We start from the raw sequence: 20,257 nt of genomic DNA, 5'->3' as shown, positions 1-20,257 counted from the left end.
GATGTCGCGATCGCCCTCAAACTCTGAGCAAAGCCAGCCTCATGACGATTCTGATTCTCCGCCACGATATTCTGATCAATACCCACTACCCCCTAAGCTGACGAGTGCCGAAGCGGGATGGAGCAGTTTCAGCTTAGAGTACCGTCATCCTGTACCAGCAGGAGAAACCCCAAACCTTTGCTTTGATCATTATGCGATCGCGGTTACGCTTGGACAGGGTTTTCAGCTCGATTGGCAAATCGAGGGGATTGCAAACGGGCGGGTGCAGCGGCAGATGCTCTTTCACGGAGGCATGACCCTTGTGCCCATGCACCACGTTCACTGGGGTGCGTGGAATCAACAGCACGAAGGATTCGCCATCGATTTGAAACCAAAGTTGCTGACTCGCAACGCCGCAGAATTGTTAGCGGTTGATCAGGTTGAGCTACTGCCTCAAAAACCACTGTACGACCCCCTCATTCTTCAGATTGGGCTGGCACTCAAAGCAGATTTAGAATCCCATCGACCCGGTGGAAAGCTGTATGCGGAGACAATGGCAACTGCCCTGGCAGTCCATCTGCTGAGGAATTATTCAGCACACACTCACAAATCTATTCACTATGTGGGTGGCTTGTCTCCCACGCAACTGAAACTTGTGGTTGACTACATTGATGCACATCTAGACCAGGAGTTGAGTTTGGAGGAATTAGCTGCGATCGCTCAACTTAGTGCCTATCACTTCTGTCGATCGTTCAAACAATCAACTGGTGTTACACCCCATCAGTATGTGATCCGACAGCGAGTGGAGCGAGCAAAGCTGTTGTTAAAAGATGGAAAGATGGGAATTTCAGAGGTGGCGATCGCTTGCGGTTTTACTCATCAAAGCCATCTCAATCGCCACTTTAAGCGGTTAACAGGCGTGACCCCAAAAAAATTTTCCAAGTCATAGCAATTCTGTGCAAAAGCGGCAATCCAATGCAAGAACTTGCACTGCACTCGATGTAATCTAGCTGCGAACTAAGTGATCGCCCAACGCAGTCAGGACAAAGCTTTTTAGCTAATTTTAAGCTGGTCTTCCACCACCTCACTCTACCGTTAGGCTTCAGAACGAACCCGTTTCAAAATCAGGAGAAAGCCCCATGTCAACCTCAGCCCATACCCCTAAGTATCACTGGACATTTGCAGAAGTCAGCAGTTCTGGCACAAGAGATACTGTTAGTGGGATAACTGCCACAGTTTCCAAGGCAAGCTGGAATGGACGAGGACGTATTGGCAAGGCGGTTGCTCTAAATGGCTCTGTCGATTCCTTTATCTCGCTAGGGCAAGCGGTTGGTCAATTCGGTCGCGCAGATTTTACCGTTGCTTTTGGGGTCAAAATTGCAATCGGTTCCAAGGGAGTGGAACTATTGGGAAATCGAACTACAGATTCTTATGGAAACTTTTTTACTATCCGAGTTAATTCTGAACAATATATTTGTACAGAAATTTGTGAAAACAGTAGTGCGACTCACTACATAGGGCTTGACAGTAGTTCAAAATTGAGCGATGGCACTTGGCATCATATTGCAGTTGTACGAGAGCAACAAGAACTCAGACTTTATATTGATGGCACATTATCAGCCCAGCGGTCTGTAGGTGGCGTTGCTAATATTAGCAATGGCAATGAATTAAGAACAGGAAAAGCAAATCCTGGTTTTCTTGCTCCTCCAAAGGCTGAGTTTGAAGATTTGCGAATCTACGATCGTGCCTTATCCGATCAGCAGATTTCTGCCTTAGTTCCTCCACTTAGGAAGGGTGAATTTGAGCTGAAGACAGCAGCCGATGATGATGTCACTCGAATCTGGACTACTGATGTGGCAGATCTGAGTCAGATTACATCTTCCTTTGAAAAACTGCGGCTTGGACCTGATACAGGCGTTACTTTGTATAAAGACTCTCACTTTAGTGGAACTTTTCAGGAAGTTGCTGCTGATTTACCCAAATTGTCTCAAACAAGACTGGCAGGATCACCAAAGTCTGTGCGTATCTGGTCAACGGTTGGTAAACCTTTCACTGGCAAATGGGCTATTTTGGCACCTAATGGTCAATACCTCAGTCTTGCTTATCCTTCGCTGGCTACTAATTCGCGTATTACAGCCTTTGAACTCTTTGATTTTCATGTCAATGCAGAAAGATTGTGGATACAGTTACTGCCTGGTTCATCATTCTCGTCGAGCCATAGTGCATCTGGAATACAAATTGATGAAGCAGTACCCCAAATTCCAGTTTTTGTAGAGAGAGAAAAAACGGATTTTCATCGCTTTTCCTTGACTAATCAGCAAGGAGATTTCTGGCTTAGATTGAAACCTCGTAGTAATCTAATTCTACTTAAAGCCCGTAATGGACAATATCTTCGTGCCAGAAACAACGAAGTAGAAAGCCGTAAGGGAGCAATTTGGGCTAATGCTTCAAATCCGGGTGTTGATTCGATATTTGAACTTATTAAACTTCAAGATAATACAGTTGCCTTGAAATCATTTCAACGAGAGCTTTACCTGCGCTACTTAAGTGAAGATCCCAATTTTGTTTTAGCTGACTCTAGTGCTAAGTACAACTATGAACTGATTGAGCTTGATAATAATCGAGTTGCCTTTAAGACTCAAGACGAGAAGTATTTTTCTGCTGAGGGGGGCGGTGGACGAGAAGTTGTTGCAAATCGTTCTGCCCTTAGAGCATGGGAAAAGTTTGAGTTGACCCAGGCTCGAATAGAACAATTTAATGATCTAACTCAGGCTCAGGTAGAACACTTTAATAGGTTGGCTCAGACGCAGATAGGACACTTTGAATGGACAAGTGAGCGTGAGAACAGAGCAATTTTTAACCGAATCTTGAAGATCGCTGGAAGTGAGAATCAAGTCGGTGAACTTTTACCTGGAGAAGCTGCCTTTTATGAACAGCCTGCCTACTGGGGAAAAACTTGGATTCTATACAATAGCTGTAGCGATTTTGGAGTAATTGAAGGATTCAATGATGTTATATCCTCTATTCGTCTTGGACCCGAGACGGGTATAACACTTTATTCTGGTTCAGATTATGGAGTCACTTCACAAGATCGAGAAAAAGAGATTGAAGATATTGTGGAGAATATTCCCGACTTAAGCACCTCTCAAATTGGCAATGATCAGATCTCTTCAGCCAAGATTTGGCGCAATATTCCACCTAAGAAGGCTAATGTGTCTTTTAGCATTAGCCTCAGCCAGGATTACAAACTGGTAGGAGAAACATTCCAGGATCTTACTTCATACCGAACGATCCTCAAGTTCCTACCAGAAGTAACAGAAGTAGAAGTGTGGGCAACTGATTTAACTAAATTTGAGGTGGACGGAACAGATTATGAAGTTGATGAAGATCGCTCCATCAAGCTTTCTCCCAACGCCATGAACCGTCTCATGATTACCTCTGAAGCAGAGGGCATTAACACACCAGGATTGAAGATCCGTACCAACACAATGCAAGCCCATGAGCGGATTGTAATTTTCCCCGATCGGGAGGCACATCGGCAGCTCGCAGATCTGGATGAAGATGCGTTGTGGGATGCAAAAGATGCGGCGGGTGATCAGTTGGTGAATCAGACGAAATACACCGCAGCGGAGGTGGCAAATGTGCAGCGAACCGTGGCTAAAACAATGAGAACTTTGAGCTACGTTGCGGTTGATGAAGACGATCAGTTAATTGATCGGGTGATTTCTGCTGATGCCATTGAAAAGCCTTGGCGACTCAATTTTCGACAAGAAACCAATCGAGAACCAGGTGAGGGAGAAAACAGGTCATTAAACGTCAATATTAATGCTTCTAGTCAAATTACTGAACAGGAGTTAGAAGAGGAAGATTTTGCCCAGTTATTGACTCAAGCCAGTGGACCACTGGCACAGGGATTTAGTTTCAAGAATGTTTTTAGGCGAATCAAAGATGCTGTCAACAGTGCTGTGTCTGTTGTGGTGGGAGTGGTTCAAAATGTGGCGACTGGAATTGTAAACGCAGTAAATAAAGTTGTTGACACTGTTAAACAAGTCGTTGCTGTTGTAGTCGATGCGGCTGGAGAGGTGACGCGGTTTGTGATCGACACAGCAGAAAAAGCAGCCGCGTTTGTGGAAGGGGTCGTCGGGAAAATTGAGGTGGCTGCGAAGAAGCTAGCAGAGTATTTACGATCGCTCTTCAACTGGGACGATATCCTGGCAACTCAGCGAATGTTGGCATTAAAAGTGAATGATGGCTTCGACTTTGCCCAAAAGGCGGCGATCGCGGCGATCGCACCTGTCAATGAGTTGGTAGATACCGTCAAGAACGCGGTGAACAGCGGACTGGATGAAACACTAAATCGCCTCAAAAAGGATACGGAGAAGATCGATCAGCAGCCCAAACTGCCGGAAACGCTTGAATGGCTACTCTCAAAACTGACCAGCAATTCCTCATCCTTTTCAGATACTACAAAAGCGGTTTCTCCATCCCCTAGTGGAACTGATCCTGTCGCTGCCTTTTTCTCCACTTTTCAGTCGAGTAGCAAAGCAGTTGTTGATATGTTGTTGAAAGGTCTGGCTGGATTGACAGAAACGATCGCGCTCTTAATTGCTGCACCAACCCAACCCCAGTTTGCCCTGATTGCCCTTCTAGAAATGATCAAAGGCGTAGTCAATACGGCATTTGATTTTATCAAAGGCATTGCAGAAGCCTTCCTGAAGTGTATTGCGAGTGCGATCGGTCAGTTTAAATCGCTAATCAACGCCGAGATTAACATTCCGTTCGTCACGGCGTTGTTTAAGAAAGTACTCAAGATTGATAAATTCAATCTACTGAACCTCACGACGCTGCTGCTAGCAATTCCGGTGACGATCACCTACAAACTGCTGGCGGGTTCAGAAGCCAAACTTGCTTTATCTCAAACTGCCTCAGTGCAAGGTTGGATGGTGACTGGATTTATTGCGGATACGATCAATGGCTTAGTCACCAGTTTGCTCGATGCCTCCCCAAAAGAGCATTTAGGGTTTGAGGTGGTGAGCACTTTGCTGCAATTCTTTAGCTGGCTGTCGAGTTTTCCTGACTCCCCCGATTTTGATGGAGGACGACCCTACAATGTTGCTGAGTTTAAGGTTACTGAGCCAAAAAACCCAGACAAATATTGGGAACGGGTGATGTGGGGATGGCGATCGTTTGCTTTAGGGATCGATGTAGTTGCACTCTTGGTAGCAAAAACCCGAATCAAACGTGCAATCCATAAAAAGGATCCCACCAAGGTTGAGGACGCCGTGGAGAAAACTATGCCCGTCCTGGCAATGCTCTTTGCGGCAATTGATTTGGGCATTACCACTAAATACCTGGTGACTTCACTGAACGATAATGCTAAGGAGGGTGACAGTCGAGCCAGCAAAACGCACAAGGAGTCAATCCGCCAATCTGGAGAATATATTGCCATCTTTCCGTCGTTCTTTGCTTTCCTTAACTATGGTGGACCTCAATCAAAGCTGACACTAGGATTGATTGATATTGTTTGTGCTGGGGTAGTGTCTGGTTTAAAGGGAGACGAAATGAGACGGGAGTTTAAATCAGCATGATGGGCTGGAATCTTGGGTGTCTCAACCTTGACTGCTGTTGGCAACACGGCTTTACAGGGGCAGGGGTCAAGGTAGGACATTTGGATACGGGTATAGATGGGGCGCATCCTGCTTTGTGCGATCGCATTACCACATTTGCCCAGTTCGATGAGAACGGCGAAATCCTTCCCAATACACTTCCTCATGATTCCAGTGATCATGGCACCCATACCGCAGGCATTATTTGTGGGGGCACAGTTGATGGACAAGCCATTGGCATTGCCCCAGATGCTAAACTCTGTTCTGGCATGGTGATCGAAGGGAGAAAACCCTTAATCAGAGTCCTGTGCGGTTTAGATTGGATGTTTGACCAGAGGGTGCGGGTGGTTTGCGTATCTCTGGGCATGCCAGGCTACAATCCCTTATTTGAAACCGTGCTGGCAAGACTTCGGCAACAAGAGGTGTTGTGTATTGTCCCGATCGGAAACTCAGGACGTAGAAGCTCCTATTCTCCTGCCAACTACCCCGGCGTTCTTGCCGTTGGTGCAGTCGATCAAAACAATCGGGTGGCAAACTTTTCGAGCAGTCAAGTGTTCGACCGCCCCAACGACCCAATTAAACCAAACTTAGTTGCTCCAGGTGTCGATATTCTTTCTACCAAACCCGGTGGAGGGTTGAGTAAACAAAGTGGAACTTCGATGGCAGCCGCTCATGTGGCAGGGGTTGCTGCGCTTTTATTCCAGGCAAAACCTGATGCTACTGTTGATGAAATTGAGCATGCTTTACTAAAAAGTTGTATACTACTGCCTGATGTTGATCCTCAGCGAATGGGGTGTGGTCTTGTCAATCCGGTAGGGGCTTTGGAAACGCTGCTTGCTTCAAAAGAGACAGCACTGGGAGTATGTAATGCACTATCTTGATCCTCGCCTCAGTCGCCATCTGCAAAATGCTCGTGAAGACATATTGATTGATGCTATTTTCATTCTTGTGGGACACAACCAGGACTCACCAAAGGTATGGGAAGAAGAACTAGCTAAACAAGTTCTCCAAGAAGTCGTAGATCAAACCAATGAAACCCCCTCTTTTTGTCGGATTATTTCACGGGCTAATGCAATTGCTTTAACCGCATATCCCAAATTCATCAATGCTTTTATCAGCCATTCACGGGTGCAAGTTGCGAGTTCTGCTACAGTAGACCCTTTTTATCTTTTTTAAGGGTGTTGCTGGCGCGATCGCACTAGTGTTGCGAACACAAAGTTCTGCAATGTAAAAGGGTTTGGGGGCTTCGCCCAGCCCTGTCAAGGTGGTAAACGAGGATGCTGGGTTTCACCGTTCGGCTTGATAGCCCAGCTCGGAAACCTAATTTCCTTTTTAGGGAGGCTAAAAATCCGGAACGAGGAATCGTGGTTTCACTATTATTCTCTAGTCTGGATTTAACACCTTGACAGGGCTGGGGCGCAACCCCCACAACCCCTTATGTCCTAATGCATATGCGTAGGGCTATAAATGCAAGACTTGAAACTTAGCCTCAGACCAGGTATTGAGAGCGATCGCCTTCATTGCTGAATTCCAGAAATACCTTGAAGCTCTGCAATGATGAGAGAGTAAATGGAATCAACTTTTATGACTCTCAACTATGCAGGTTTTGTTTTTGGGTCCACCTCATCTGGAGCTACAACACTTTCTAGAGAGTTGCGATGATAGCGTTACAACAACAGAGGAAAAGATTACCTCTGGCTCTGAATGGCTATCTGATATTGATTTCATCGTGAGTTATCGGTATCGGCATATTCTCAAACAAGACGTTTTGAGCCAATTTTTGAACCGAGTTATCAATATTCATATCTCATTACTTCCGTGGAATCGAGGAGCCGATCCAAACCTGTGGAGCTTCTTAGAAGACACTCCAAAAGGGGTGACGATTCATTACATAGATAGCGGCATCGATACAGGCAAGATTTTAGTCCAAGAAGTGGTTAGCTTTACAGAACACCACACATTACGAACCAGTTATGAGAAACTAACACAGGTCGCTGAAGCGTTGTTTAAGGCTAACTGGTTAGCTATTCGGGATGGAAAGATTCAGCCCTTCTCTCAAGTCGGAGAAGGTTCCTATCACCGAACTCGCGATCGCGCTCCCTATGAACATCTTTTAACTCAAGGTTGGGATACTCCTGTTCGTAATTTGATTGGAAAGGCTCTGAAACATCCTCCTACTCATTTGCCATCATGATGCAATCGTCGATTCAAATTGCAAACCGAACCATTGGGCAAGAACACCCTCCGCTCATCATTGCGGAGATGTCAGGCAACCATAATCAATCCTTAGAACGGGCACTCGATTTAGTCGAGGCAGCAGCCAAAGCCGGAGCCCATGCCCTGAAGTTGCAAACCTACACGGCAGACACGATTACGCTCGATGTGGAAGAGGGAGAGTTTTTTATCGCTGACCCCACCAGCTTGTGGAAAGGCAACTCGCTCCATAAGCTCTATCAGCAAGCCTATACCCCCTGGGAGTGGCACAAACCAATTTTAGAGCGGTGTCGCGAGCTAGGCATGATTGGCTTTAGCACTCCCTTTGATGAAACAGCCGTAGATTTTTTAGAGGCTTTAGATGTACCGCTCTACAAGATTGCCTCATTCGAGAACGTTCATCTGCCTCTGATTCGCAAAGTGGCAAAGACCGGGAAACCAATCATTATGTCTACAGGCATGGCGTCGATCGCCGAACTGGACGAAGCGGTTCGTGCGGCACGAGAGGCAGGATGTCAAGATTTGGTGTTGTTGAAATGCACCAGTTCCTATCCAGCGACGCCAGAAAACTCAAATTTGCTCACTATCCCTCATCTACAACAGTTGTTTGATGTGCAGGTGGGGCTATCCGATCACACCATGGGCATTGGAGCCGCGATCGCCAGTGTGGCTCTAGGGGCGACCGTGATTGAAAAGCACTTTACCTTGAGACGGGCTGATGGTGGGGTAGACTCGGTTTTCTCCATGGAACCGGAAGAAATGCAACAACTCGTGATAGAGTCCGAAAGAGCATGGCAGGCATTAGGTAACGTGCAGTATGGTCCTACGGAAGCTGAGAAAAAATCAATGGTGTTTCGGCGATCGCTCTATGTGGCTCAAGATATGAAAGCGGGCGATCGGTTCACCCCTGAGAATTTGAGAGCAGTCCGACCGGGTTTTGGATTGCCACCCAAGTATTATGAAATGCTCCTGGGTAGATCCATTAAACAGGATGCCAAGAAGGGAACCCCTGTTCAATGGAACATCATAGTCCAATAAGGGAAAAGCCAGTTTAGGAGATTGATTAAGACCAGAGCTATGGAAAAGAAACTCACTGCATCTAACATTGCAGAGGTTCAAGCTAAATTTGATCTTCACTGGCAAGTAACAATGGCGTTTGCTTGTCAAGAGATGGTTGGATTTGAAGGTAAAGATGTACTGGATGTGGGAGGAATTTTACCTAAAGACTTTGTTTTAGGTTATCTCAAAGCCAATTCCTGGACTGCTTTAGAAACATTAGAATACGCAGAATCACTTGAAAAAGAAATTCCTGACTATACCGATGTAAAAGCATGGATTCAAAACTCTGAGGGTAGTACAGCTTACCTGCGAGATGATGGAACTTTTGCAAAATATAGCGTTGTCCTTAGCAATATTGAAGATTTGCCGTCACAATATTACTCCAGGTACGATTTGATATTTTCAACAGCAACCTTTGAGCATTTGAATAAGTTTCCACTTGCTCTGGAGAAAATGTTTGCGGCTCTGAAACCAGGAGGAAAACTTTGCTCTATTTTTTCCCCTGTTTGGTCAGCCCATGATGGGCATCATCTCCGAACCATTACTGACAAGCGGGGAAATGTATTTCACTTTGGAAACTCACCTATCCCCCCTTGGGGACATTTGTTGATGCGCCCGCCTCAGCTATATCAACACCTATGCCAATTTACAGATGAAGAAACCGCAGGAATTATAATTCATCATGTTTACGATCACCCTTCTATCAATCGCTTATTTACGGAAGATTACCTCGAATACATTAAACAAACAAAGTTTATCATCGAGCATTTTGAACCTGTTTATCATGGAGAAATTCCTCCTGAAACTCAAAGGCAATTAGAAGCTCTTTATCCCGGCAGAAAAAGTTTTACTAACAATGGCATCACAATTGTTCTTGAAAAACCCACTCGTGTCGATCCATCGTTTAAGCAATTTGATTTAATGATGACTCCAGATAAAATTGACCAAACAAAGACTGAAAATTTAGAAGGGCAGTTGGAGAAAAAACGCATCTTATTTTTTGCACCCTACGGCGAGTGGTTGGTTCATCATCAGGTTGATGCTGTTTTGGCGATCGCTCTCCAACAACGGGGAAATGAAGTTCTAGTTGTAGGTTGTGATGGAGTTTACCAAGACTGTATTGTGACTGCAAGAGCTGAGAAATATGGCACGGATCAAGCATCCTTGTGTCAAGCCTGTTCTCAAGCTGGCAAACAACTTTTTGGCTCGTTAAACCTACCACATCAGCAGCTTAGAGAGTTTATTGATCTTGAAGACTATCAATTGGCTAAAGAGTGGGTCGAAGCTCTTGATCCAAAGGATTACAGTGAAGCAATTTATCAAGATCGTCCGATTGGTAAATGGATCATTTCATCAATTAACTCCTATTTCAGGCTCTCAACAAAACAAGAATTAGACAGACCTGATGTCCGACGAGTTTACAAAAAATACCTGGTAGATGGTTTGGTTACCTACAAAACATTTTGTAGGCTATTGGAAACCTATAAACCTGATACTTTGTTTCTATTTAATGGGCGCATTGCTCCTTATCGAGTCGCATTTGAAGCAGCCCAGGAAAAGAATATTGATATCATTACCCATGAACGGGGCTTCATTGATGATAGCTTTAGTTTCTTCGATAATACGATTTGTCTGAGTCCTAAATCTCCTGAAGCATGTGTTGATGCCTGGAAAGATGTCCCACTCACACCTACTGAACTGTCCATTGTCAAACAATATTTCAGCAATCGAGAGTCTGGTTCTGGTTTAAATTGGAAACCTTTTTATGATTTCCAGACTAATTATGCTGAGGTGCGACAAAAGCTAAATATTCCACAGGATGCGAAGGTTTTCACAATTTTTACTTCTAGCCCCGATGAGTTGGCAGATTCTGATGATTATGCCAGCATCGCTGACCAGCTAGAATTTGTCGAGCGATTTATCAAAATATTCTCACAACGAGATGAGTATCTGATAATACGTCATCATCCCTGGATTGGGGGAGATGCTATTCATCCCGCAAATACTGATTTCCTGACTTTTGCCTACCGTCAAGCGCAATCTACACCTAAAAATGTCAGAATCATGATGCCCAATGAGCAATTGGCTTCTTATGCATTATTTTGGCATACGGATGCTGCAATTGCCTTTTTCAGTACTGTTTCGATTGAGGCAGCCGCACGAGGAGTTTGCACAGCCACATCTGAATTGTCTCCCTATAGAAAAGGGTTTGTTCATCTGATGGAGAACACCGATTCAGAGCAGGCGTTGAGTGAATTGGTAGATTCTCTATTAAAAGAGTCAGCATTGCTAACTCAAGAGCAAAGTATAGAATTGCTCCGCAAGTTATATCGATTCACCTATGCTTATTTCTTTAGATTTTCAACCCAATTCAAAGCCTTTGGCATTAAGAATCACCATCTTTACGATCTAAGGTTTAAGTCTCTGGAAGAGCTATTACCGGGAAAAGATCTAGTACTGGATCGAATTTGTGACCGTGTGGTTCACGGAACTCCATTGTGGGAGATTCCAGATCGCGATCGCCCTACACAACTTTTAGAAGAAACTGCATTTTTGCAATCTGAACTAGATAATATTCTGAATACTCGTCATGCAGTTAGGCAGCAAAGTAAGAACCTCTCTAGTTTGACCAATGCAATTCCTGTGGGTGTTATTTGTTTGCAGTATGACGGAGATGAGCGTGATGAAGAACTGACATTAGCCTGGGTGAATCGTTCCAGACATTTATCTATTCGTCGATACAATTGTTCTTCTCTGGTTTGGGAAGATTACCCCGCTACTATTGATGCAATTCTCAATGTATTAGAAGAGCATAAAGAAGAGTATTTTGTCGTAACTAATCATTATTTTCAATACGATGAGGCATTTCTCTCCTCAGCGTTGAACGTTTTAACTAGTGAGTCTGCTACTAAAACCACAGGAGTTTTGTATGGAGCCTGGATCGCCAACGTTGATGGTAATATCACAAATTCGGTGTTTACTCAGGCTAATCCCTTTAAAACCTATCAGGAGGCAGTTCAAGTTCTTCCACTGCTCCAGCATCCCCTTGGTCTTCTCTCCCTAGGTTTGCTGCGTAAAGACGTCCTTATTCATATTTTGAGAACAATCCAAGAGATTCCTACCATTCCTGAAGCGGCGGAGCGTTTATTTGCTTTAGTTGCTACACCAGAGGTTGTTAAAGTTGAGCTGCCCATGATGGTTGTCTACAGTTCCTCCCAAACTGAAGTTCGAGACTTACGTTTGGCACAATTGCGCCTGCAATATGAGTTGAAACAGGCTGATGGACAACTTCAAACTCATCGAACAGAATTGGAGCGATCGCAGGCTCAACTTCAAGCCTCTCAAACCGAATTAGAGCAATATCAGACAGCACTCAAGGCAGCACAGGTAGAGGGGGGACGCTTTTTATATGAATTGCAGGCGGCTCAGGCGGAGATTGAACGATTGCAGGCAAGCCTATATCAAATGCAAGGAGCATTAGAGGCTACTAATAACAAGCTTGCCAGAACTGAAAATAGACTGAACACGAAAGAAAAGACTCTGAAAAAAGTCCAAACTAACCTCAAGAAATTGCGGGAAAATCTGAAGCAAACTCAGGAGACGATTACCGCGATGGAAAGCAGTAAGTTTTGGAAACTGAGAGGGAAATGGATAAAGCTGAAAAAAATCTTTAGACTTGACTCGGATTAGAACCTGAGATAACCTCCTACTTTGGAGCTATAGATCGACGACGTCTCATTCTGCCTGCCCTATGTCATTAACGACACCCGTTGCTTTCCTTATATTTAACCGCCCCGAACTAACTGCACGGGTGTTTCAGGCGATCGCAAATGCAAAGCCCAAGAAGCTTTTGGTTGTCGCAGATGGTCCGCGTTTTCCGGAAGAGGCAGAAAAGTGTCGAAAGGCAAGAGAAGTCATTAATCAAGTTGATTGGGATTGCGAGGTTCTCACTAACTTTTCAGAGCATAATTTAGGTTGCAAGCGACGAGTATCAAGTGGCATCAACTGGGTTTTTTCTGAAGTTGAAGAAGCGATTTTGCTCGAAGATGATTGCCTGCCTGTCCCTTCGTTCTTTTCCTACTGTCAAGCTCTGTTAGAGCGGTATAGAAATGACAGTCGGATTATGCATATTAGTGGTAATAATTTTCAATTTGGAATTGAACGCACTAAATATAGTTATTACTTCTCAAGATATCCCCACATCTGGGGATGGGCGACTTGGAGGCGAGCCTGGCAGCACTACGATGTTGATATGCAGGGCTGGCTCGACTTTAAGGAAGCAGGCTTAATTAGTAGTATGTTCGAGCATCCTCAAGAGCAAATCTTATGGACTCAGCTGCTTGACCAGGCTTATCGAGGTGAGGTAGACACCTGGGATTATCCCTGGGGCTACACGGTTTGGTCACAAACGGGGCTTTCCATTTTGCCCCGTGTTAACTTGGTCACCAACATTGGGTTTGGGGCTGATGCAACCCATACTACCCCTGGCTCGAATAACCCCCTTGCTAATTTGCCAACAGAAGACCTCTGGGAACTAGAGCATCCCCCCTATGTAGCCATGAATCGTGAGGCAGACCTCTATACCTACGAGAAGGTCTTTGGGGGTAAGGTAGAGCAGGGCGATCGCCAGCAAATCATTGATCTGAAGGCTCAACTCGACCAGAAAGAGAAACAACTCCAGGAATTAAATAAGGTTAAAAATCGGCTCCGGCGGGTGAGAGAGCAATTAGAAGAGGCTCAAGGCACCATTGTTGCTATGGAGTCCAGCAAATTCTGGAAGCTGCGTCAGAAGTGGATGGGGCTCAAGGATCTAATCAAGCAACCGCTCAAGAAGTTGGAAGGCTTAAGTAAGCCAGAAATCAGCGTCCGGGAGCAAGGCAAGCTGTTAGCCAGACAACAAGGCTACCAACCCAAGCAATCTGTTGTTAGCCCACTAACCGGTTCTAATCAAGTCAAATTGATAGAAGTTTTTCCTGCAAGCCAACTGATTAATGATTGGAAGAATGGTTTCCGGATTGATATCACCAGTGAGTTGCACGGTCATCCAGAAATCTGTCTGTATGAATGCCTTGAGACAGGGCTAAAATTCTTTTTGCCCTCTGATACGACTGGTTCAGACAAACTCTATGAGCAACTCTGTCAATTGAGTTGGTATTACATGCCTGATAAGTGGGAATATCAGGTTGCGCTTGAAGACCTCAAGGGCTATCAAAACGTTATTGAAATTGGGTCAGGCTACGGCTATTTTATCCAGCAGTGTAAAGAAGCTGGCTTACAAGCACGAGGAATTGAATTAAACGAGAGTGCGGTTAAAGCCGCCCAAAAGCAAAATCTTCCCATTGAGCGAGTTGACCTGAAGGATCTAGTTGGTCAATATTCCGAAAGTTTTGATGCTGTTTGTAGTTTTCAGGTTTTGGAACACGTTTCAAATCCAAAAGATTTTCTAGATTGGTCAATTCAACTGTTAAAAAAGGGAGGCAAACTGGTGCTTTGTGTCCCTAACTCAGAGAGCTTTTTGAAGCATGAATACTGCCTGTTGGACATGCCACCTCATCACATGTTCCAATGGTCTAAAAAGTCATTCAAGGCTCTTGAGAAGATTTTCCCAATAAAACTTGAAAAAGTTAAGTTAGAGCCGCTCGCCAGCTATCACGTTATGGGTTACTTAACAAGTTACAGAGACTATTACCGCTCTGTTTCTCCTGTAGGAAAGCTCTTGTTTAATCGTCATACCTTGAGTTTGTACCAAAAGGCTTTAAACACTGGCTTAAGACAGTTTGTTACAGGTCAAAGTTTATACGTCGAGTTTCGTAAGCTGTAGGCAGTTCATCTGGAAGCTATTTACTAAAGCTATTAACTATTGAGGAGTGGAAGAGTGCCGACTTTAGATTGGTTACAAAAAGAATTTAATTACGGATATGACAGTGGTAATGTCTTGTCCCTGTTTCCAGATCCAACTCGTCGTCAGGAGGAGAAGATCATCGGTGGCTCCTACCGTAAAGTCTTCTACAAAGGTGCATTTCCCTACATCAAATCAAACTCGAAAGTGCTCGAACTGGGACCCGGAAGAGGGTCATGGACGCGAGCACTTTTGAAATACATTCCTCAAGGGCAGTTGCATGTTGTCGATTTTCAACAGGTTGAGCAATGGTTGAACCCTGAACAGTACAACGGCAGACTCGTGTGTCACACGGTGACCGATAATTCATTCTCCTGTGTTGAGGATAACTATTTTGATTTCTTCTGGTCTTTCGGTGTTTTATGTCATAACAACGTCGAGCAAATCGAGACAATTTTGCGAAATGCTCTGCTTAAAGTGAAGCCTGGTGGAATGGCAACCCATCAATATTCTGATTGGAATAAGTTGGAGGCATTTGGTTGGGTTAAGGGTAGCGTTCCCCTGGAGTTTAAAGACCTGCCAGATGACAAAATTTGGTGGCCCCGAAACAACCAGGAAACGATGACTGCTATTGCGAAAAAAGCAGGTTGGACGGTTGTTAAGCCTGATTTAGGTATCGTGCAGCGTGACTCCATTATTTTGCTGCGACGTGACTAGTTTGAACTATATTATTCAAAGTTCATCAATTCGCAATTCATGGATTACCTTAACTTAGGTTGTGGCTACCATTTTCACCCCGACTGGACTAATGTTGACTTCATTTCGACTGGTGAAGGAGTCATAGCTCATGATCTGCGGCAAGGTATTCCATTTCCCGATGCTTCTTTTGATGTGGTTTACCACTCTCATGTCTTAGAGCATTTCACGAAGGAAGAAGCAAAGCAGTTTTTACACGAATGCCATCGAGTTCTACGTCCTAAAGGGCTGATTCGAGTTGTAGTTCCTGATCTAGAGCAGATTGCTCGTCTCTATCTCAAAGCCCTTGAGGAAGCCAGTCAAGGCTCACCGGAATGGATTGCAAACTATGACTGGTTAATGCTGGAGATGTATGACCAGACTGTTCGCAATCGCTCTGGCGGTGATATGGCTGCCTATCTCGCTCAAGAAGAGATTCCCAACGAGAAATTTGTGATTGAGCGCATTGGGGCTGAGGGCGAGAATTTGATCAAGTTGCTGCGTCCACAACGTCAGCAAATCCTGTCGAATAGTACGGCTAACCAATCCAAAACGCCTGAAGAAATCGCTAAAGAGATCGGGCAATTTCGACTGGGTGGTGAAGTTCATCAATGGATGTATGATCACTATTCGTTGTCTGCTGTCTTGGCAAAGACTGGATTTACCGATGTTCGAGTTTGCAAGGCACACGAGTCCCATATCCCTGACTTTGAGCAATATGGGCTGGATGTAGAGCCGAGTGGTCGAGTCCGTAAACCAGACTCGTTGTTTGTTGAGGCGATCGCTTCCCGTCCCAACCTGTGGAGGCAGCAATTCAGCCTCAACGGCACTCACCCATCTGTTCCTGCTCCACTAAAAATTATTCAAGCAAACACCGTTGACTTTGGTGGCGGTGCGGCGAGAGCAGCCTATCGACTTCACAAAGGACTCAACAGGGTTGGACATCAATCCTTGATGCTGGTCAATCTTAGGCAGTCTATTGATGACACCGTACTTGCAGTGAAGCCCATCCATCGGGACGGGGATGCTAACCGTAAGTTAATTTCGATTCTTCAGAAGCACTATATTGATTCCAATAGAACTCCAGTTTCTAACACGTTATTTTCCTTCCCCTATCCGGGGTTTGATTTGAGCCAGCTCGATGAAGTCCTGGAAGCCGACATTATTAACCTGCACTGGATTACACAATTTCAATCCCCCCTGACTATCAAGCAACTTGCTGGAGTGCAGAAACCAATCGTTTGGACGCTTCACGATATGTGGGCATTCACCGGGGGATGCCATTATTCGGCGGGTTGCACCAAATACATTTCTGATTGTGTCAATTGTCCTCAACTCCAGGAAGACCCTCATAACTTGGCTGCTGCGATTTTGGCAGATAAAATTGCAAGTTTCTCCGATATTCAGTTGACGGTTGTGACCCCCAGCCATTGGTTGGCAGAATGTGCCAAGCAAAGCCAACTGTTCAAGCATCAGCGGATTGAGGTCATTCCAAACTCACTGGAAACCGATATTTTCACTCCTGTTGATAAGGTAGAAGCCAGAGCTTCACTCGGTCTAGAACGAAATGCCTTTACCTTATTAATTGGAGCTGATAACGGCAATGAGCGGAGAAAAGGTTTTACAGAGCTTTTGAATGCGCTTAAACGTTGTCTCGAAACAGACGACTTTCAAAATAAAGCTCAAAGAAATAAGATTCAACTTTTGTGTTTTGGTCTACCTAATGAGGAATTGAAATCGCTGAATATTCCTGTTAAAACCTTTGGTCGGGTTGACTCAGATGACACATTAACACTGATTTATGCTGCCGCAGATATTTTTGTGCTGCCGTCCCTAGAAGATAATCTGCCCAATACGATGTTGGAGGCAATGAGCTGTGGTACGCCTGTGGTTGCCTATGATGTCGGTGGTATTCCGGATTTAGTCAAGGATGGAGTCACGGGTCGTTTGGTCAGGTTGGGAGATAGCTCGCACCTGGCTGATGTGATTTTGGAATGTGCGTCTTCTCCAAGCGCACTTCAGACTATGAGTCAGCAGTGTCGCAAACTCATCGAGGCACATTATGGGTTAGAGTCACAGGCAAAACGATATCTGGAGTTATATCAAGACTTGATTGGGAAACGAGATTTCACTACTCCTGGGTTGGATCAGGTGCATATTTCGTTGAATGATGATGACCCGCAGCGATCGCACCATCTCAACTTGCAAAACATTTCTGTTGCAGTTCCCCTGGAAACGACTTTTGCGACTCCAGAAAGCCAGATCTTTGAACGAGCCTCCCTTAAAGCAGCGTTGCTGGAAATGGAGTCGATGCGATCGCACCCCATCCACACAGATCAAGATTCACCGCAATCAGCACAAGCTAAGTTGCAAAAAGTGAGAACACAATTAAAGGAATCGAAAGAAAAGATTCAGGAATTGCAAGCTGAAGTAGAAGCAATGAAGACGAGCAAGTTCTGGAAGCTTCGAAGTCTCTGGTTTAAGTTGAAAGGGCTGATCGGTTTACGACAGGATTAAGAGCGATTAATGAAAATCTCGATTATTACAGTTTGTAGAAACTCGGAAGCCTACATTGAGAAGGCTATCAAGAGTGTGCTTGCCCAAACGTATGATCAGATTGAATACATTGTCATAGACGGTGCTTCTACTGATAAAACAGTTGATCTAATTTCTCAGTATAAAAGTTCGATTCATAAGTTTGTTAGTGAGCCGGATTCAGGCATTTACCAAGCCATGAACAAAGGAATTCGCATGGCGACTGGTTCTTATATTTACTTCTTGAATTCGGACGATTACCTGGTTGATGATTCCGTGATTGAGGATGTAGCAATTTTTCTACAAAACAATCCTCTCTGTCATATCGTCTATGGTGATCTTGAGGTCAGAAACTCGTCCGGTAAAACTCAACTTTTCAAGCCACCTGCTCCACAACATGTCAAAGATTTCATGATTTATGGCAGTATGCCTCACCAGGCAACTTTTGCCAGTGCTGAAGTCTTTTCAAAATGGGGTTTCTTTAACGAGAGCTATAAAGCAGTCTCCGATGTGGAATGGTATTTGAAGACGTTGTCTGATGACAGTATCCACTGGTGCTACTATCCCCGCACAATTGCATCTTATTATTTGGAAGGATTTTCAGCCAGAAACGTGCGATCGATTCGAGCAGAGTTTTGGGAAGTTCAGAACAACGCTTCCCTCTATCAAACAGATGCTTGGTTAAAAGCTCGAATTCAAAAATTTCAAGCTGTCATTACTGATTTTGAGGAGCAGATTGCTACCTACAAATGTGTTTCTGAGCAATCACAAGAGTTAGTACAATCTCTCAACAAAGCTCAGCAACAAGTGCATTCTTTAGAAACGGAACTAAAACGCACTCAAGAGGATCTAAATATTGCTAAAGAACGCATTTTTGCGATGGAAACCAGTAAATTTTGGAAGCTGAGAAAGCAGTGGTTCCAAATCAAAAAGATATTAGGTTTACCCCTCGATGAATAGGGCGAGAAAAAGTGCTTTAATCCTTAGTGAGAATTGATTTAAAAGTTATGGTTGAGACGGTTTCTGATCAGGTTGCTGCCAATTCCCTCGCTGGATACTCAGTCGAGCATCCTCTGGTGTCAGTTGTGATGCCCTGTCTCAACGAAGAAAAGGCGATCGCCAGTTGCATTCAGAAAATTCAGACGGCTTTTGCCACCGCAGGAGTGGTGGGTGAAATTGTTGTGGCTGATAATGGCTCAACGGATAGCTCAGTGGCGATCGCTGAAAGCATGGGTGCGCGTGTTGTACATCAACCCTTGCGGGGCTATGGTAACGCCTACATGAAAGGGTTTAGCCATGCCAGAGGTGATTATCTAATCATGGGCGATGCCGATGATACCTATGACTTCTTGCAAATTCCTCAATTTTTAGATTACCTACGGAATCATGGGTATGATTTCGTCACCGGGAGCCGATATCTCAAAGGTGGACAAGGGACAATTCCTTTCCTGCATCGTCTCTTTGGTAATCCAGCTTTAACAGCCTTGCTTAACTTCCTGTTTGGCACAAAATATACCGATGTCTATTGCGGGTTCCGTGGGTTCACTCGTCAAGCCTATGATTTGATTCAACCCGTGAGTCCAGGGATGGAATTTAATCTGGAACTAGCCATTAATGCCGGATTAACACGGTTAAACATTGCTGAGATTCCGATTCATCTCCACCCTCGAAAAGGTGAATCGAAACTGCGTACCTTCCGAGATGGTTGGCGTAGTTTAAGAATGATGCTGATCTATTGCCCTAACAAAGTTTTTCTCTTTCCCGGATTATTTCTCCTGATTCTGGGCCTTCTCATCCATGTGATTGTCCTGCTGGATCTGGTGAAATACCAGGATCGATCTGTAGGGGCTGTAACGAGTATCTTTGCTACTATTTTTAGCGTTGTTGGTTTTGAAGTATTAAGCCTTGGGTTACATGTCAAAACCTACTCATGGAGCCGTCGTTTTGATCGAGATAATGCCTTACTCAGATATTTCTATCAAATTTTTACTCTAGAAGTCGGATTGTTGACTGGTTTTATAACAGCAACCGTTGGTGGTTTGATATTGATTAGACAAGTCATTGAGTGGCTAAATTCAAACCTGACCTTTATTCCAAATTCAGGATGGGCTTCGTTTGCTGCAACCCTGACTATTATCGGTTTGGGGACTATCTTTTCCTCTTTATTCATTTCAGCCATGTCCATGAAGAAGGTAGAAACGTACGATCAGCGACTATAGCAATCTCGAATGGGTGTGAAGGATTAATCTCTCATGACCCATTCATCGCATGACGAGTTTTGGGATGTAAT

At 44.5% G+C, this 20,257-nt stretch carries 12 protein-coding genes; all 12 read left to right on the top strand.

What is annotated here, in order from left to right; translation table 11 throughout:
* The first annotated feature begins 1 nt into the window (after position 1).
* Entirely contained in the window at positions 2-928 is a 927-nt protein-coding gene (locus H6G89_RS24815; RefSeq protein WP_190511494.1) for a helix-turn-helix domain-containing protein, read from the top strand.
* Between the two features lie 190 nt (positions 929-1,118).
* A complete protein-coding gene (locus H6G89_RS24810; protein WP_190511492.1) occupies positions 1,119-5,567 on the top strand; it encodes a LamG-like jellyroll fold domain-containing protein in 4,449 nt (1,482 codons plus the stop codon).
* The gene (locus tag H6G89_RS24805; protein ID WP_190511490.1) at positions 5,564-6,466 is read left to right on the top strand and encodes a S8 family peptidase; all 903 of its coding nucleotides are present in this window, start codon (positions 5,564-5,566) and stop codon (positions 6,464-6,466) included. Before H6G89_RS24810 ends, H6G89_RS24805 begins: the two co-directional genes overlap by 4 nt.
* A complete protein-coding gene (locus tag H6G89_RS24800; RefSeq protein ID WP_190511488.1) occupies positions 6,453-6,761 on the top strand; it encodes a hypothetical protein in 309 nt (102 codons plus the stop codon). The genes H6G89_RS24805 and H6G89_RS24800 overlap by 14 nt, the downstream gene beginning before the upstream one ends.
* Before the next feature lie 421 nt (positions 6,762-7,182).
* The gene (locus H6G89_RS24795) at positions 7,183-7,779 is read left to right on the top strand and encodes a formyltransferase family protein (RefSeq protein WP_190511486.1); all 597 of its coding nucleotides are present in this window, start codon (positions 7,183-7,185) and stop codon (positions 7,777-7,779) included.
* Positions 7,776-8,837, top strand: coding sequence for a pseudaminic acid synthase (pseI, locus tag H6G89_RS24790; protein WP_242060108.1), 1,062 nt, complete (start codon positions 7,776-7,778; stop codon positions 8,835-8,837). Before H6G89_RS24795 ends, pseI begins: the two co-directional genes overlap by 4 nt.
* Before the next feature lie 39 nt (positions 8,838-8,876).
* A complete protein-coding gene (locus H6G89_RS24785; RefSeq protein WP_190511484.1) occupies positions 8,877-12,548 on the top strand; it encodes a methyltransferase domain-containing protein in 3,672 nt (1,223 codons plus the stop codon).
* A 61-nt stretch (positions 12,549-12,609) separates the two neighbouring features.
* On the top strand, positions 12,610-14,679 hold the full coding sequence (locus H6G89_RS24780; RefSeq protein ID WP_190511482.1) for a class I SAM-dependent methyltransferase: 2,070 nt from the start codon (positions 12,610-12,612) through the stop codon (positions 14,677-14,679).
* Between the two features lie 54 nt (positions 14,680-14,733).
* Positions 14,734-15,414 carry a class I SAM-dependent methyltransferase gene (locus H6G89_RS24775; protein ID WP_190511480.1) on the top strand — a complete coding sequence of 227 codons (681 nt, stop codon included), beginning with the start codon at positions 14,734-14,736 and terminating at the stop codon, positions 15,412-15,414.
* Positions 15,415-15,453: 39 nt separating this feature from the next.
* A complete protein-coding gene (locus H6G89_RS24770; protein ID WP_190511478.1) occupies positions 15,454-17,949 on the top strand; it encodes a glycosyltransferase in 2,496 nt (831 codons plus the stop codon).
* Positions 17,950-17,958: 9 nt separating this feature from the next.
* Positions 17,959-18,927, top strand: a complete 969-nt coding sequence (locus tag H6G89_RS24765) for a glycosyltransferase family 2 protein (RefSeq protein WP_190511476.1) — start codon at positions 17,959-17,961, stop codon at positions 18,925-18,927.
* A gap of 47 nt (positions 18,928-18,974) precedes the next feature.
* Entirely contained in the window at positions 18,975-20,186 is a 1,212-nt protein-coding gene (locus H6G89_RS24760) for a glycosyltransferase family 2 protein (RefSeq protein ID WP_190511474.1), read from the top strand.
* The last annotated feature ends 71 nt before the right edge of the window (positions 20,187-20,257 follow it).

The sequence above is a fragment of the Oscillatoria sp. FACHB-1407 genome, assembly GCF_014697545.1.
Taxonomy (GTDB): domain Bacteria; phylum Cyanobacteriota; class Cyanobacteriia; order Elainellales; family Elainellaceae; genus FACHB-1407.
This window is presented reverse-complemented; position numbering and strand designations above follow the sequence as displayed.